Origin of the sequence: Corynebacterium sp. HMSC056F09, assembly GCF_001815785.1 — a bacterium.
Taxonomy (GTDB): Bacteria; Actinomycetota; Actinomycetes; order Mycobacteriales; family Mycobacteriaceae; genus Corynebacterium; species Corynebacterium hiratae.
Window position 1 is genome coordinate 1 of sequence record NZ_KV821947.1, and the last position, 15197, is coordinate 15197.

Consider the following 15197-nt stretch of genomic DNA (forward strand, 5'->3'; position numbering starts at 1 on the left):
AACGCACTCTAAAACCGGAAGGGCCGGTTTTTAGAGGGTTTTCACTTTTTGCTCCAATTTTTCCAGCATTTCCGCTGGTCATGGTGCCCCCAGTGGGACTCGAACCCACACTGAATCGATTTTAAGTCGACTGCCTCTGCCGATTGGGCTATGGGGGCCAAACCGTGCCCACTTATCTTAGGGCACGGGTGGACACATGCCGAAAATAGGGTCGGCATCCGTAGAACTGTGCCGGTCCGCGGGACGGTGCCGACTTAGTTCGCTTAGTTTGCGACGAGGCCGCTAATGATGCCATCGAGAATGTCCTTCTCACTGATGAAGAAGGAACGAGCATCACTGTTGCGCTCAATCATCGTCATGATGCCCTCCACGGCCACGCAGCCGCCGCCGATGACATCGGCGCGGCCCGGGTGGATGACGGGGTTGAGGGCCCTCACGTCCGAGGACAAACCGATCATCTGTCGGGTGAGCACCCGCAGCGCGTCGAAGCGCAGCTCGGATCCGTGGATGGAGTCAGCATCGTAGCGTTCCATGCCCTGCGCCAGCGCCGAGAGCGTCGTGAAGGTACCGGCGCAGCCGACAAAGGTTTGGGCCTTGTCGATGGGCACGATCTTTTCCACTTCAGCCATGCGTTCAGCGACGTAATCAGTAGCGATCTCTATTTCTGCTTCGGTAGGCGGATCGTTGCGCATCATGCGCTCAGTGAGGCGCACGCAGCCCATCTGAGCAGAGTGGGAGCCGAGAATCTCGCCGTCGATTGTCCCAACGACGAACTCCGTCGAACCGCCGCCCAAGTCGATGACACAGTAGGGCCCCTTCTCAGAGCGCAGGTCCCCCACCGCACCGGTGAAGGACAGCAGTGCTTCCTCCTCCCCGGAAATGATCTCCGCGCGGGCACCCGGCTGGACCTGACTAAGAAGCTCCTCGGTCATATCGAAGAACTCGCGGTGGTTTTTGGCATCACGCGTTGCCGAGGTTGCCACCATCCGCACGCGCTCAACCTTCTCAAACTTCATCTGCTTGACGTATTCTTCGAGGGCCGCACGAGTCCGTGCGAGTGCTTCCGGCTCGAATTCACCGGTGGCGTCGACGCCCTGTCCGAGGCGGACGATCTCCATCGTGCGGGAGATATCCCGAATCTTGCCATCCTCTTGGATCTCACTGATGAGCAGGCGGATGGAGTTGGTTCCGCAGTCGACAGCAGCGACGCGAGTCATAAGGCTAGCCTTTCTCTTAACCGGCGTTAGAAAAATCAAACTGGGTCATATCAATGCCCAGGTCCCCCACGGTGGGCCAATCCTCCGGGATGGCGCTTCCCCGGAGTTTACCGTGTTCTGCAGCCATCGCGACGGCCTCGGTGCCAAAGCGCACCCGGCCCGGGCCTTCTGCCAAGGCATAAGCAATAAGCACGTGGAGGCACTTAACGCGCTCAGGCATGCCGCCACCGGAAAAATCAGTGCCCAAATCCTCCATGGCATTGCGGGTTTCCAGGTAGTGTTCATGCGCTGCCTGGTAGTCCTTCTGCAAGTCCTCATCCGCCGCGAGACGCTGCTCCATCCACTTCATGACGTGGGCAACTTCAAGGCGCGATGCCTCGGCGGTCAGGCGCGGATCGGTGAGGTAATAGAGGGTAGGAAACGGAGTGCCGTCGGGAAGCTTAGGCGCCGTCTTAATCACAGCAGGAGCTCCGTCGGGGGTGCGGTAAGCAATGTCCACGACGCCGCGCGGGGTGCGGCCCAATTGTTCGCGGACGACTTCAAGATCAGCATCGGTCACGGTCATAGGAACCATTGTGACACGGAGGCGCGGGTGCATCCTATTCAGCAGGAGCTTCGACTAGGTCTTCCGGCGGGTTCTCCGCTTCCGGTGGGGTTTCAGTGTTCGGTGGGGTCTCAGCATCCTGTGACACCGAATCCCACAGCACCGTGTACCACGCGCGCTCGTCGACGTCCTCGCGGCGTTCCGAGGTCACCGTATCGCCTGAGTCCATCCGCGGATCCATGATGCGGAACGCGGTTTCTCCTTCATCCATCACACCGAAGCGGCGGCGCGCTTCTTGTTTGACGTATTCCTCCGAACGGTATTTATCAATCTCGGTGAGGAGGTTTTCTTTCTGCTCCTGTTTGGCGGCGATGGAGCTTTCCAGGCGCGCTATCTCCGACTGGCCGTGGTAGTAATTGCGCAGCGGAACGGCAATGGTTAAGAGGACTACGAGCACAACGGCAATAATGACGCCCACTCCCAGAATGTCGAGACCCTTAGGCTGGGTCGGATTCTTCTTCGGCTTGGTGCGCTGAGCGTCGCGGGCACGCGTGTGGACCGGAACGGTGTTCCGGCGCTTCGTGCGGGAAGAAGTAGTGCGTGCCATCGGGAAGTCATTGTATCCCGCTACAGCCCAGGTAGTGCGCGGCGCGCGTCGTGTCTCAGAAATAACATGCGTCACAGCACCACGGAGGTCACCCCGACGAAAAAAGGTGCCACAGTTTCCTGTGACACCTTTCGCTTAGACGCTATCTCAGCGAGTGGCCGGTTCCCGGCTACTCCTAGAAATTAGCCCTGGAAGCGCGGGAATGCGGAGCGGCCGGCGTAGACGGCTGCGTCGCTGAGCTCCTGCTCGATGCGCAGCAGCTGGTTGTACTTGGCCACGCGCTCAGAACGTGCCGGGGCACCGGTCTTGATCTGGCCGCAGTTGAGGGCAACCGCGAGGTCAGCAATGGTGGTGTCCTCGGTCTCGCCGGAACGGTGGGACATCATGGTGCGGTAGCCGTTGCGGTGAGCCAGCTCGACGGCGTCGAAGGTCTCGGTCAGGGTGCCGATCTGGTTAACCTTCACCAGCAGTGCGTTGGCTGCCTTTTTCTCGATGCCCTCCTGGAGGCGGGCCGGGTTGGTGACGAAGAAGTCATCGCCCACGATCTGGACCTTGTCACCGATGGCTGCGGTGAGCTTGGTGTAGCCCTCCCAGTCATCTTCCTGCAGCGGGTCCTCGATGGACACAATCGGGTAGTTGGCAACGAGATCCTCGTAGACCTTGGCCATCTCCTCAGCGGTGTGCTCGCCGCCCTCGAAGTGGTACTTGCCATCCTTAAAGAACTCGGAGGAAGCAACGTCGAGTGCCAGGGCGATGTCCTCGCCCGGCTTCAGACCGGCCTTCTTGATTGCGTCAACGATGAGGTCGAGTGCAGCCTTGGTGGACTCGACGGACGGGGCGAAGCCGCCCTCGTCGCCCAGACCGGTGGACAGTCCCTTGTCCTTGATGACGTTCTTGAGGGCGTGGTAGACCTCGGCACCCTGGCGCAGCGCCTCGGAGAAGGACTCTGCGCCGATCGGAGCAATCATGAACTCCTGGACATCCACGCCGGAATCAGCGTGGGAGCCACCGTTGAGAATATTCATCATCGGAACGGGCAGGACGTGAGCGTTCGGGCCACCGACGTAGCGGTAGAGCGGCAGGCCAGCAGACTCGGCAGCAGCCTTGGCAGCGGCAATGGAGACGCCCAGGATGGCGTTGGCGCCGAGGCGGGACTTGTTATCAGTACCGTCCAGCTTGATGAGGGCCTGGTCGATCAGGCGCTGGTCATCGGCCTCAAAGCCGGCAAGTTCATCAGCAATCTCTTCGTTGACGTTTTCAACTGCCTTGAGAACACCCTTGCCCAAGTAGCGGTCACCCCCGTCACGCAACTCGTGAGCCTCGTGAACACCGGTGGAAGCGCCAGACGGAACGCCGGCCACACCGCGTGCTCCATCGTCGAGGAATACTTCAGCCTCAACGGTGGGGTTGCCGCGGGAATCAAGAATTTCGCGTGCCATTACGTGGATGATGTCAGCCATGCTGCTTTCACTCCTATAGAGCCAAATTGATCTTGGGTTCGTGTTCTGGGAGGGGCTCCCAAACCACCTGCAGCCAATTGTTCCAGAAAACTTCGGAACGTGTCGGGCGGAAACGGACAACGTGATAAAGATCTAGAAAGGCGCTAGGACGTCGCAGGCTGTTCGATGGCATAGGAATTCGCCGCAGCGGCCACTTTACGCAGGTAATCCTCGGATTGGTTGTAATTGAGGATGGCTGAGCGCCAGCCTTCCGGCGTCGAAAGGTCCCTATCCCCGAAACACAACAAGGCGGCAGCACCCAGCGCGGCATCATCGATTTGATTTGGATCGGCTACGCCATCACCGTTGGCGTCGCGACCAAAATGCTCCCACGAAGACGGGATGAATTGCATGGGGCCTACCGCCCGATCAAACTCAGTATCGCCATCAAACACGCCGCCATCGCTGTCCGGAACGTGGGTGGTGTTGTTCGTACCGTCGAGAGGGATACCCACGATGGGCGGCTCGGGGTGACCGTTCTCATCGAGTGAAGAACGGTGGAAGATATTGCCGTTATAGGTCCCGTGACGGGTTTCCACCCAGCCAATCCCGGCGAGGGTATTCCAGCGCAGATTGCAGTTCGGCCACGACTGCCGCGCGATCAATTCGGCGTTTCCATAGGCCCGCAAAGCTTGGGCGGGGATGCTGGTGGCGTCGGCCAGCTGATCAGACCACCACGTCAATTTGTCCGCGGTGCGCCCTGGCGCTTCGACGTCAATATTGGGCACCTCTGCCCCACCGACGGGTGGAAGATCCTCCGGAACGGGGGACAGCTGCCGGAACGGGGAAGGCTTATCAAGGAAGGAAAGACTCCACGCCACCAGGGAAATGATCAGAATGATGGCCAAGACAATGCCGAGGCCACAGCCCCCAATCCTCCGTAGCCCCTGTGTCATAAAGGTGAATACTACAGACGGTTTCACGTGTGGGTTAGACCGACACAGAGGGCGCCGCTTGGCGACGAAAGAAACCTAGCTAAGCAAAAATATTTTGGATAATTATGTCAAACTATTCCCATGCGTAACATTGTGCGCTACACTGCACCGATGAACGGTCCGCCGCGCCTACGCCGGTCCTGCACGTTCTTTCAACGCCCTTTCTTCAATCTCAAGGAGTTCCATGTTCATCCGTCGTATCGCTGCCACTGCTGCCGCTGTTGTCACCCTGGGTGCTGTCGTGCCCGCCACCGCGTCCGCCGCATCCCTCGAGGAGTTGGGCGGCTTCCTTTCCCAGGGCATCCAGAATGCTGACTGCAACACCCTCCGCAGCACCCTGACGCTGATCGATCAGACGACCGAGGGCGAGCTGCTCGGCCCGGACACCACCCGCAACCAGCTATCAAAGAACCTCATGGCTCTGGGCAACACCGAGGAACTCGGCCCGCTGGCCCTCGCCGCTGTGAAGTACTCCGGCCAGACCGCTGACCGTGCCCTCGAGTGCAAGATCGTTAAGGAAGACACCATCGTCACCGGCGGCACTGGCCTGTCCTCCACGCTCACCGACTACGCTCCTCTGCTGTCCTCCATCATCCAGAAGGGCTAGTCCTTTTCTCGGGCCTTACCTTCGGCCCACAGGCGCTCCTGCTCCTCTACCTCCACGACGTCCTCCGTGCCGTCAAAAAGGTAGGGCGCGCGGGAGCGCATTTTGTTGACGAAGGACATGGCGACGTCATCGAGGCTAAAAGCTCCGCGGCGCGCCGCAATCTCGGCATGGAAAAGGACTTGTAAGAAAACATCACCGAGCTCCTTGAGCAGCTCGGCGTCAGAGGCGCGCTCCCGCACCGCCTCGGCGAACTCCGCGGACTCTTCCTCCAGATACGGCAGCAAGCTCTCATGGGTTTGATCGCGTTCCCACTCCCCGATGCGCCGGGCCCGCGTCATCACCTCGCGCGCCTGCCACATCGGTTCCTCCAGGGAGGGGGCAAGGATGAGCTCCGCGTGGGCGTCGATAAGCGCGCGCACCTGCGGGTGGGACGGATCTGTGCTCACCACAACACCGTGGCCCGCCGGATCCTCACCGCACAGGAGCTGGTCGAAATTCCACCGCACCTTCACCGGTACTTCATCGGTAAAAACAACAGGTCCCTGCAGTTTTCCAACGGCCTCTAGAGGGATTAGGGTGGGCCAGCGCGGATCTAACAACAGGACAGTCATAAGCAACGAGTATAGGTCCCGGGCTCCATGAGCTTTCGCTGCAGTTGCACAAAAGCCCGCCTTAAGGGGTATTTTTAACCAATGACCACTTCCAATCTCACCGAATCGCCGCGCACGCACTCCGTGACGCTGTGGACGCTTGTCGCGCTCATCATCGGTTCCACGGTGGGCGCGGGTATCTTCTCTCTCCCGCAAAACATCGCCTCCGTCGCCGGCCCGGGCGCCATGCTCATCGGCTGGCTCATCGCCGGCGTGGGCATGCTCTCCGTCGCCTTCGTCTTCCAAATCCTGGCGCACCGCAAGCCGCACCTCGACTCCGGTGTGTACTCCTATGTACGCGCCGGCTTAGGTGATTTCATCGGCTTCACCTCCGGTTGGGGCTACTGGCTGGGCTCCGTGATGGCCCAGGTCGGCTACGCCACATTGTTCTTCAACACCATCGGCCACTACGTCCCCCTCTTTGACGCCGACCACCGCTGGGTTTCCGCCATTGCGGTGTCTTTGCTGTCGTGGGGTATTTTTGCGGTGCTGGCCCGCGGTATTAAGCAGGCGGCCATCATGAACATGGTCACCTCCGTGGCCAAGATCGTGCCCATCCTGGCCTTCATCGTCATCCTCGCTTTCGTGGGATTTAGCTGGGACAAGTTCACCCTGGATATCTGGGGCAAGGCTTCTGATAAGTCCCTCTTTGAGCAGGTGCAGGGAATCATGCTCTTCACCGTGTGGGTCTTCATCGGCGTAGAGGGCGCTTCGGTCTACTCCAAGCAGGCTCGCACGCGTGCCGACGTCGGCCGCGCCACCGTCATCGGCTTCATCAGCGTCTTGGCACTGCTGGTCTCTGTGTCCACGCTGAGCTTCGGCGTCCTTACCCAGGAGGAGCTCGCAGCGCTTCCGGATAACTCGATGGCCTCCGTGCTCACCGCCGCGGTCGGCGAATGGGGCGGCGCGCTCATCTCCCTGGGCCTGTGCCTTTCCGTGCTCGGCGCCTATGTGTCTTGGCAGATGCTGTGCGCGGAGCCTATCGTCATGATGGCTGTCGATGGTCTTCTCCCCCGCAAGATCGGCACTGTGAACATCGCCGGCGCGCCCTGGGTAGCGCAGCTGATTTCTACGCTGACGATTCAGCTCTTCGTCATCGTCTTCTTCCTCAACGAGACGTCCTATAACGCGATGGTGCAGCTGGCCACCATCATGTACCTGCTGCCCTACATCTTCTCCTCGCTGTACCTGGTGCTCTTGGCGGTGCGCGGCAAGGGGCTAACCCACCCGCATGCCGGGGTGCGCTTCGACTTGTCTGGCCCGGAGGTGAGCCGCCGCGACAACCGCCGCCACCTCTACATCGGCCTCGTCGCCTTCATTTATTCCGTCTGGCTCATTTACGCCGCCGACCCGGTCTACGTGCTGCTTGGCGCGCTGGCTGTGGTCCCGAGCATGATCCCTTACGTGGCCACACGCTTGCACAAGAAGGAGCGCGTGTTTAACACCTTCGAATGGTGCGTTGTGGCGCTGGTGATTGTCGGCGCTGTCGCCGCAGTGTGGGGCTTGGGCACCGGGCGCCTCGTTCTCTAGAACACCTCAGGTGCTGAGCGGTGCGAGAGCACCGCGTACGTGATGCAGCTTGCGAGCCACATCACGTGGCCGATGCCGCTGATAACGAGGAGGATGCCGCCGGTGATTGTGGCCGCTTCCTCGTTGCCAAACCACCACGTCGGTACGGTGGCCGGTCCGATGTCTCCAAAATCCGGCAGGTTGGCGTTGCCCAGGATGAAGCCGATGAACACCAGGGCCATGGACACCCACGCCCACTCCAGCTTGCTCTCGTAATCACTGCGGATAAAGAGCGGCAGCAGCCCAAGCAACACCCAGACACCAACCAGGATTACCCCAAACATCATCAACATGAAGGTGAGCCAGCCGCCGTTCTCACCGCTGAACTTTATGACCAGCGAGACGGGGATGCTGATCAACGCCGCGAACATCCACACCGCCACCATGACGATCCGTTGATTCGCCCGAGGATAGCCAAGGCGGTTGTTCGCGGCGTCCATTACTTCTCTCCTACGCTAATGACGTTTTTCTTAGTCTTAGCACCACTGACGTCAACGTGCTCGAGTTCAAACATCGACGCTAGGAAATCCGCCACCCATTGCAGCAGCTCAATGTCACGCAGCTTGGGGTCTGTGACATTCCGTCCTGCCTTGGGGAAGCTGAGCTGGATTGCTTTAGCCGCCGCACGGTAGTTGGAGCCCGGGTAGAGGCGCTTGAGGCGTACCTGTTTCGAATCCGCCAGCTCCACCGGGTGGACCTTGATGCGCGTGCCCTGCACCGTGATGTCGCTGACCCCAGCCCGGCGGGCCTGGTGGCGCAGGCGGGCCACGGCGAGAAGGCGTTCCACCGGCTCCGGAACGGGGCCGTAGCGGTCCTGCATTTCCTCCACCACGTGTGCCAGGTCCGCGTTGTCTTTGGAGGCTGCGAGCTTGCGGTAAACCTCTAGGCGCAGGCGCTCGGAGTTGATATAGGACTCCGGGATGTGGGCGTCCACCGGCAGGTCGATGCGGATTTCCTTCGGCCCTTCGTCCGTGACCACGGGGGTCTCCCCACGCGCGAGCGCCTTGAAGGTCTCCACCGCCTCACCGACAAGGCGCACGTAGAGGTCGAAGCCCACGCCGGCGATGTGGCCGGACTGCTCCGCGCCCAGCACGTTGCCGGCACCGCGCATCTCAAGGTCCTTCATGGCCACGGCCATGCCCGCGCCCAGATCGTTGTTCTGGGCGATGGTGGCCAGACGGTCATAGGAGGTCTCCGTCAGCGTGGCGCCCTTCGGGTAGAGGAAGTAGGCGTAGCCGCGCTCGCGGGAGCGGCCCACGCGCCCGCGCAGCTGGTGGAGCTGGGATAGACCCATGTGGTGGGCGTTTTCCACGATGAGGGTATTCGCATTAGCGATATCCAGACCGGTCTCCACGATGGTGGTACATACCAGCACGTCGAACTCGCGGTCCCAGAAACCTTGGACGGTGCGTTCAAGCACGTCCTCGTTCATCTGGCCGTGTGCGACGACGATGCGCGCCTCCGGCACCAGGTCCCGCAGTTCGCGGGCCTTCTTTTCGATGTCGGCGACTTTGTTGTGGATGAAGAAAACTTGGCCGTCGCGCAGCAGCTCGCGGCGGATGGCCGCTGCCACCTGCTTATCCTCATACGCGCCCACATAGGTCAGGACCGGGTGACGGTCCTCCGGAGGCGTCAAAATCGTAGACATTTCACGGATGCCCGCCATGGACATCTCCAAGGTGCGTGGAATCGGTGTCGCGGACATGGTGAGCACATCCACGCTGGCTTTGAGCGCCTTGATGTGCTCCTTGTGCTCCACGCCGAAGCGCTGCTCCTCATCCACCACGATGAGGCCCAAGTTCTTCCACTGCACGCCCGTTTGCAGCAGGCGGTGGGTGCCGATGACGATGTCCACGGAACCATCCGCCAAGCCGGCGAGAATCTCCTTGGACTCCTTGGCCGAGGTAAAGCGCGAGAGGACCTCAATATCCACCGGAAAGCCCTGCATGCGCTCGCGGAAGGTATCGGCGTGCTGTTGCGCCAGCAGAGTCGTGGGCACGAGGACCGCCACCTGCTTACCGTCCTGCACGGCCTTGAAGGCCGCGCGCACCGCAACCTCGGTCTTGCCATAGCCCACATCGCCGACGACCACGCGGTCCATCGGCACCGTGGATTCCATATCCTGCTTGACGGCATCGATGGCCAGCATTTGGTCTTCAGTCTCGACGAAGGGGAAATTATCCTCCATCTCCGCCTGCCACGGCGTATCGGGCCCAAACTGGTGGCCCGGTGCTGCCTGGCGCTTGGCATAAAGCTCCACCAACTCACCGGCGATCTCGCGCACTGCGGCGCGCGCCTTCTTCTTGGTGTTCTTCCAATCCGAGCCGCCCATCTTGGACAGCGTCGGTGCCTCACCGCCGGTGTATTTGCTCAACAGATCCAACGAATCCATGGGCACCCACAGCTGGTCGGCCGGCTGGCCGCGCTTGGACGCCGCATACTCCAGCACGATGTACTCGCGGCGCGACGTCTCATCACCGGACTGTACGGTGCGCTCGGCCATCTTGAGGAACTTGCCGATGCCATGGGTCTCATGCACCACGTAATCCCCCTGCTTCAAGGCGAGGGGATCCACGCGGTTGCGGCGCTTTGCTGGGCGACGCTTCGCACCCGCAATATCACCGACGCGGTTGCCCGTCAGATCAGTTTCCGTAATGACGACGAGCGGCAGCGCCTCAGCATCCTTCAGCTTGCGTACCTTCGGGAACACCAGACCTGCATGGGACAAGGCTTGGTAGAGGGTGACCTCACCGGGGCTCGGCTCCCACCCAGGCGTCGCCACCTTGGTAGGGATGCCCTTCTCCGCGAAACGCTCCACCATGCGCTTAATCGCACCCTGGGCAGGAGCAATAAACGCAGCCCGCCCACCAGCGGTGGTGTGCGCTAGAAGCTGCGCCATCATGGCATCAATCTCTGAGATATCACCGCGCGGAGTAGGACCGGGCTCAAAGTCCAGCGGCAGGGTCTCCGATTCGGCGGCAACGAACATCCCCGGAGGGGCAAAAGTCCACAGCGGGGCCTCGATATTCCGGCACGTCGCCTCAAGCGACTCATAGGAGCGGTAACTCGACGCCGAGGTATCCAAGCCCTCGGCAGCCAGCGGACCATCCGCGCCCATCGCGGCGGCCTCCCAGCCAGCGGCCAAGAACTCCGCATCGGTGGATTCCAGGTCCGCAATGCGCGTGCGGATCTTTTCCGGCGCCACGAGCACCACGTGCGTCCCCGCCGTGAGGAGTTCGGGGAGGGTGACAAAGGGGTCGTCAGCTAGCACGGCCAGCAAGGCCTCCATACCGTCGGCCGGGATGTGCTCGCCTACCTTGGTCAGCAGTTCTGCCAGCGCCGCGTTGCCACCGAACTTCTGCGCCAGTTCGCGGGCGCGTGCGGCAACCTCATTAGTAATCGGCAGCTCGCGAGCGGGATAGATGGCGACCTCGCCGACCTCAATCTCCGGGATGGCTCGCTGATCGGCCACGGAGAACTGGCGGATATCCGTAATCTCATCGCCCCAGAACTCCACGCGCACCGGGTAATCCGAGGTGGTTGGGAACACATCGAGAATGCCGCCGCGCGTGGCGTACTCACCGCGCTTGGCCACCATATCCACGTGCTTATAGGCGCGAAACTCCAGCTCCGAAAGGATCTGTGAGAGCTCGTGCTCAGCTTCTTCCTTCAGGAAGATGGGCTCGCGGCCTTCCACTTTGCTCAGGATAGGCTGGCAATACCCGCGGGCAGAGGTCACCACCACTTGGGCTTTGCCCGCCCCCACTAGGTCGAGCACACGCGCGCGCTTGCCGACGATATCCGGGGCCGGCGACAGCCGCTCATGCGGCAACGTCTCCCACGCGGGAAAGTAGGCGACCTTATCCCCCAGCATGGCTGCCAGCTCCGCGGTGAGGTCCTCCGCCTCACGCCCGGAGGCAGTCACCACCAGCACCGGCGCGTGGTGCGCCAGCGTTCCAATGGCCCAGGGGCGGGCCTGGTCGATGCCCGTGATGTGCAGCGACGGTGTGCCCACTTGAGTAGCGAGACCTTTGAGTTTCGGATCTGAGGCGGCTACTTTGAGCAGCCCGCCCAGCATCGGCGTTGCCACCTACTTGGCTCCCTTCAACTTCGGTGCTGCTTCCATGCCGGAAAGACCATTCCAGCACAAATTGACGATGTGCGCTGCGACTGTCTCGCGCGAAGGCTCGCGTTCATCTAGCCACCACTGGGCCGTGGTGGCCACCATGCCGACGAGCGCTTGGCCGTAGAGCACCGACAGCTCGGGGTCGAGACCGCGGTGTTCGAAGGCCTCACCGAGGATGTGCGCAATCTGATTTACCGCCGTGTTCAACAGCGTGGAGAAGCTACGCTCCTCCCCCGGCTTGGAGTCACGCACGAGGATTAAGAAACCATCGGTCTCCTCCTCCACGTACGTCAGCAGTGCCACCACGCCCTGCTCGATGCGCTGGCGCCACGAACCCGTCTGCAGTGATTCCGTGACGACCTTCTCCAGTGCCACGAGCTCACGGTCGATGACGACGGCGTACAGGCCTTCCTTGCCGCCGAAGTGCTCATAGACCACCGGCTTGGACACGCCGGCGCGCGCGGCGATGTCTTCCACGCTGGCACCATCGAAGCCGCGTTCCGCGAAGGCCGCGCGCCCAATGGAGATCAACTGCTCTCGGCGCTCACGCCCGGTCATCCTTTGTCGAACCATGCCTTCTACTGTATCTCCCCCACCGGACATCGCCCTCACCAGCCAAGAGCGCCGGCAGCAACGCGAAGGTCGGCCACCTGTTTAGGTCTCGTGTGCACCCGTCAGGTAACATGTCCCCCAGCGCTCACTACAGTGTGCGCAGTTTCCCCATGGTGTAATCGGCAACACTACGGTTTTTGGTACCGTCATTCTAGGTTCGAGTCCTGGTGGGGAAGCCAATTCGCACAGCCCGTCTACCTGTTTCCATGCAGGTGGCGGGTTCTTGCGCTGGCGATACTTCGGAACCTGTGGAAACCGCTCCGGGCACTTACAGACCAACAGGTAATCGCAGATGTAGCGCGCCGCATCAATAATATACTCGCCCACTGAGCAGAAACCTTTGACCACGTGGTCGAACGTGAAGATATCCCGTATCTTGACCCCCATGTCCGGTGCCTCTGTTTCACTGCAGGATGAGGATGACAGTGCTGTCCGCGAGCTTGACCACGAGCCGGACAAATTCGCTGCCGACTCGTCACTGAACAAGCAGGAAGAACGAGAAAATCGAGGAGAGGATACCAGTGACTACCCCCGACCAAGTCGCTATGTACCCCACCCAAGATGGTAAAGCACACGTAAGACTCCAACTAAAAGACAACGACGCCTAGCTCACCCAGAAGCAGATGGCCGATCTCTTCGACGTCACCACAGCTTCCGTCTCGCACCATATTCAGTCAATCACACGCTCAGGCGAATTAGGTGCAGAAGCTACTTTCAAACAACTTTTGAAAGTACCAGGTCAAACCAGGTCCGTTAATCACTACAACCTAAACATGATTCTCGCCGTTGGCTACCGCGTACGAAGTCCACGCGGCTCGCAATTTAGAAAATGGGCCACAGAAGTTCTACGGGAATACCTCACCAAAGGCTTTGCCATCGACGCTCAAAAACTCAAAAACGATGGTGCTGACACCCACTTCGACGAATTACTTGAAACCATTCGAGAGATTCGGGTCTCCGAACGCCAATTTTTCCGCAAAATCTGTGACGTCATAGCCGCAACCAGCGCTGACTACCAGGAAAAGAAATCATTTAAAGAAGTCCAACAATTCTTCGCAGGGATTCAAAACAGACTCCACTTCGCCCCCACGGCCGAACCGCAGCAGAGCTAATCTGGGAACGCGCAGACCACACTAAGCCATACGCCGGGCTCACGACGTGGGGCGGAGAATCGCCCCCACAAAAGCGACATGGGCATTGCGAAAAACTTCCTTAACGAAGACGAAGCTAGGCGTATGCGCAGGCTCACCACAATGTATTTGGACTATGCAGAAGACCAAGCCGAGATGGGAAAACCATGCTCTTGAAGGATTGGGTGGAAAAACGGAAGCCTGGCTCATCTTCAACGAACGCGAAGTCCTCAAAGGATATGGGAAGAGGAAACACGAGCAGGCAGTACACAAAGCCGAGGAAGAATGGGATGCTTACCAACCCCAACTCGATTCTAAGGTCAACGAAATAGACATGAAAGCTCTAGAAGCCGAAATCAAGACCTTGAAACGGGGTGAGGATTAAATTGATTAATCGGGCACTCCTAAGACACATGATCATCACGCGGTGGCAGTCGCCCGAGAGGTGATCGAGAAGCAGGTTAAGCGGCGTAAAGATCATAGTCCGAAAGCACTATTGCGGACCGAGCAGCGAGGCGGGCAGCTGCGCGCCCCGGGCACCGTACATGGTTCGACGGTGCGATGACACGTATGGAGAAAAGCGAAGGAACATATCGAGAAAGCGCTGGACGAGAGCCTTCGGGGGCTGCGTGGAACTGACCGTATTGCGCAAGTGATAGGTTCAAATCCCGCGAGAACCTATTTACGTTTTCTGCGGCCACGCCGAAAACCCCTAATTTCGGCTCTCCGCGCGATCGATGCCACCTGCGCCGCAGTGTAATTCAGGGGCGCTACACCTGCTCGCGGAAGCACCCACCCGCGCCAATACGCCGTAACTGCCAGGCCAAAGCCCACGAAGGGCGAGACGATCATACCGAGGGCAAACTTATCGAAGTGTGCGAAGGAAGCCATCACGATTCCGGTAAGTACCGCCGGCACGGCATACAGCGGGCTGCCGCCAAAGACCGAGGGAATCTGCCCGGAAGCAACATCGCGCACCATACCGCCGCCCACTGCAGTCAGAACACCTAAGAAGACGCAGGCAATAAACGGCATATCGTAGGCCAGCGCCTTCACACAGCCAGTCGTGCACCACACACCCAAGATGACAGCATCCGCGTGCTCAAGGAAGATCTCCCAGACCTTGCCTTTGAGGTCCATCAAGAAAGCAATAAGCGCACCCACGCATGCCAGAGTGAGATACCACGGATCAGAAATAGCGGCTGCTGGGCCATGAGAGATCAGCATGTCACGAATCATGCCGCCCGCCAGCGCCGAAAAGAGCGCCAGAAAGACGAAGCCAATGATGTCGAATTTCCTGCGGCGCGCAATCGTGCCACCGATGATGCCGTTGAGTACCACACCAATGAGGTCAAAGACCTGGTACAGGGAATGGATGAGCGGGTCGACGTCCTGAATCACAGATACTGACCCTAGCGCAACGGGAGGTACTCGATGACTGTATTGCGGTTCCGAAAGCAAGCCTACAGAGGCAGCATGAAAATTGAACCCCCCAACACTGAAAAGCATGAGGAGCAAGGAATTGCTATTTCGAAAGGAATAATTTCCTGAACCAAGTACTTCCCGCTCACGCGGGGAGCACGTCATCGTGGGCACGCGGAGCGGTTCACTCGAGGGCTCATCCCCGCTCACGCGGGGAGCACCGAGGCTGGTGATTTCACCCATCCACTCTGGGGGCTCATCCCCGCTCACGCGGGGAGC

General features: G+C 60.1%; 13 protein-coding genes, 2 tRNA genes and 1 pseudogene. 5 read left to right on the forward strand and 11 right to left on the reverse strand.

All coding sequences use genetic code 11. The features are described 5' to 3' along the window. Positions 1-81: 81 nt before the first annotated feature. From HMPREF3056_RS08855 to HMPREF3056_RS08880, 6 genes are all read right to left on the reverse strand, one after another. Positions 82-158, reverse strand: a tRNA-Leu gene (locus HMPREF3056_RS08855). A gap of 105 nt (positions 159-263) precedes the next feature. Further along, on the reverse strand, positions 264-1217 hold the full coding sequence (locus HMPREF3056_RS08860) for a Ppx/GppA phosphatase family protein (protein WP_046648325.1): 954 nt from the start codon (positions 1215-1217) through the stop codon (positions 264-266). Between the two features lie 16 nt (positions 1218-1233). Further along, positions 1234-1782 carry a DUF501 domain-containing protein gene (locus tag HMPREF3056_RS08865; protein WP_046648324.1) on the reverse strand — a complete coding sequence of 183 codons (549 nt, stop codon included), beginning with the start codon at positions 1780-1782 and terminating at the stop codon, positions 1234-1236. A 34-nt stretch (positions 1783-1816) separates the two neighbouring features. Further along, the gene (locus tag HMPREF3056_RS08870) at positions 1817-2368 is read right to left on the reverse strand and encodes a septum formation initiator family protein (protein WP_070681813.1); all 552 of its coding nucleotides are present in this window, start codon (positions 2366-2368) and stop codon (positions 1817-1819) included. Positions 2369-2550: 182 nt separating this feature from the next. Then, entirely contained in the window at positions 2551-3828 is a 1278-nt protein-coding gene (gene eno / locus HMPREF3056_RS08875) for a phosphopyruvate hydratase (RefSeq protein ID WP_070754589.1), read from the reverse strand. Positions 3829-3971: 143 nt separating this feature from the next. Further along, complete coding sequence (locus HMPREF3056_RS08880; protein ID WP_049155526.1) at positions 3972-4763, reverse strand: lytic transglycosylase domain-containing protein; 792 nt, start codon at positions 4761-4763, stop codon at positions 3972-3974. 223 nt (positions 4764-4986) lie between these two features. On the opposite strand from HMPREF3056_RS08880, the gene HMPREF3056_RS08885 reads away from it, so the two are divergent. Beyond that, on the forward strand, positions 4987-5409 hold the full coding sequence (locus HMPREF3056_RS08885; protein WP_046648322.1) for a hypothetical protein: 423 nt from the start codon (positions 4987-4989) through the stop codon (positions 5407-5409). Here the strand turns inward: HMPREF3056_RS08885 and HMPREF3056_RS08890 are convergent. Continuing rightward, on the reverse strand, positions 5406-6020 hold the full coding sequence (locus HMPREF3056_RS08890) for a MazG nucleotide pyrophosphohydrolase domain-containing protein (RefSeq protein WP_070754590.1): 615 nt from the start codon (positions 6018-6020) through the stop codon (positions 5406-5408). The two genes, HMPREF3056_RS08885 and HMPREF3056_RS08890, sit on opposite strands and share 4 nt — an antisense overlap. Before the next feature lie 81 nt (positions 6021-6101). On the opposite strand from HMPREF3056_RS08890, the gene HMPREF3056_RS08895 reads away from it, so the two are divergent. Then, positions 6102-7589, forward strand: a complete 1488-nt coding sequence (locus HMPREF3056_RS08895; RefSeq protein WP_070754591.1) for an amino acid permease — start codon at positions 6102-6104, stop codon at positions 7587-7589. Here HMPREF3056_RS08895 and HMPREF3056_RS08900 read toward each other — a convergent pair. Genes HMPREF3056_RS08900 through HMPREF3056_RS08910 form a run of 3 tightly spaced genes read right to left on the reverse strand, consistent with a single transcriptional unit; the run spans position 7586 to position 12327 of the window. Next, on the reverse strand, positions 7586-8068 hold the full coding sequence (locus tag HMPREF3056_RS08900; protein WP_046648319.1) for a hypothetical protein: 483 nt from the start codon (positions 8066-8068) through the stop codon (positions 7586-7588). The genes HMPREF3056_RS08895 and HMPREF3056_RS08900 overlap by 4 nt on opposite strands. Further along, on the reverse strand, positions 8068-11706 hold the full coding sequence (gene mfd, locus HMPREF3056_RS08905; RefSeq protein WP_070754592.1) for a transcription-repair coupling factor: 3639 nt from the start codon (positions 11704-11706) through the stop codon (positions 8068-8070). The genes HMPREF3056_RS08900 and mfd overlap by 1 nt, the downstream gene beginning before the upstream one ends. Before the next feature lie 12 nt (positions 11707-11718). Next, a complete protein-coding gene (locus HMPREF3056_RS08910) occupies positions 11719-12327 on the reverse strand; it encodes a TetR/AcrR family transcriptional regulator (protein WP_046648318.1) in 609 nt (202 codons plus the stop codon). A 143-nt stretch (positions 12328-12470) separates the two neighbouring features. Here HMPREF3056_RS08910 and HMPREF3056_RS08915 point away from each other — a divergent pair. From HMPREF3056_RS08915 to HMPREF3056_RS13775, 3 genes and pseudogenes are all read left to right on the forward strand, one after another. Then, positions 12471-12545: transfer RNA gene (locus tag HMPREF3056_RS08915), tRNA-Gln, on the forward strand. 594 nt (positions 12546-13139) lie between these two features. Beyond that, positions 13140-13673: pseudogene (gene rhuM / locus HMPREF3056_RS13625) on the forward strand (RhuM family protein). Continuing rightward, complete coding sequence (locus HMPREF3056_RS13775) at positions 13633-13881, forward strand: DNA-binding protein (protein WP_070754594.1); 249 nt, start codon at positions 13633-13635, stop codon at positions 13879-13881. The pseudogene rhuM and the gene HMPREF3056_RS13775 overlap by 41 nt, the downstream one beginning before the upstream one ends. 293 nt (positions 13882-14174) lie before the next feature. On the opposite strand, the gene HMPREF3056_RS08930 is transcribed toward HMPREF3056_RS13775, so the two are convergent. Continuing rightward, positions 14175-14894, reverse strand: coding sequence for a trimeric intracellular cation channel family protein (locus HMPREF3056_RS08930; protein WP_246822502.1), 720 nt, complete (start codon positions 14892-14894; stop codon positions 14175-14177). Between the last annotated feature and the right edge of the window lie 303 nt (positions 14895-15197).

Coding starts and splice junctions, on each gene's coding strand:
- HMPREF3056_RS08860 (WP_046648325.1), bottom strand. CDS start 1,217: ATGACTCGCGTCGCTGCTGTCGACTGCGGAACCAACTCCATCCGCCTG.
- HMPREF3056_RS08865 (WP_046648324.1), bottom strand. CDS start 1,782: ATGACCGTGACCGATGCTGATCTTGAAGTCGTCCGCGAACAATTGGGC.
- HMPREF3056_RS08870 (WP_070681813.1), bottom strand. CDS start 2,368: ATGGCACGCACTACTTCTTCCCGCACGAAGCGCCGGAACACCGTTCCG.
- eno (WP_070754589.1), bottom strand. CDS start 3,828: ATGGCTGACATCATCCACGTAATGGCACGCGAAATTCTTGATTCCCGC.
- HMPREF3056_RS08880 (WP_049155526.1), bottom strand. CDS start 4,763: ATGACACAGGGGCTACGGAGGATTGGGGGCTGTGGCCTCGGCATTGTC.
- HMPREF3056_RS08885 (WP_046648322.1), top strand. CDS start 4,987: ATGTTCATCCGTCGTATCGCTGCCACTGCTGCCGCTGTTGTCACCCTG.
- HMPREF3056_RS08890 (WP_070754590.1), bottom strand. CDS start 6,020: ATGACTGTCCTGTTGTTAGATCCGCGCTGGCCCACCCTAATCCCTCTA.
- HMPREF3056_RS08895 (WP_070754591.1), top strand. CDS start 6,102: ATGACCACTTCCAATCTCACCGAATCGCCGCGCACGCACTCCGTGACG.
- HMPREF3056_RS08900 (WP_046648319.1), bottom strand. CDS start 8,068: ATGGACGCCGCGAACAACCGCCTTGGCTATCCTCGGGCGAATCAACGG.
- mfd (WP_070754592.1), bottom strand. CDS start 11,706: ATGCTGGGCGGGCTGCTCAAAGTAGCCGCCTCAGATCCGAAACTCAAA.
- HMPREF3056_RS08910 (WP_046648318.1), bottom strand. CDS start 12,327: ATGGTTCGACAAAGGATGACCGGGCGTGAGCGCCGAGAGCAGTTGATC.
- HMPREF3056_RS13775 (WP_070754594.1), top strand. CDS start 13,633: ATGCAGAAGACCAAGCCGAGATGGGAAAACCATGCTCTTGAAGGATTG.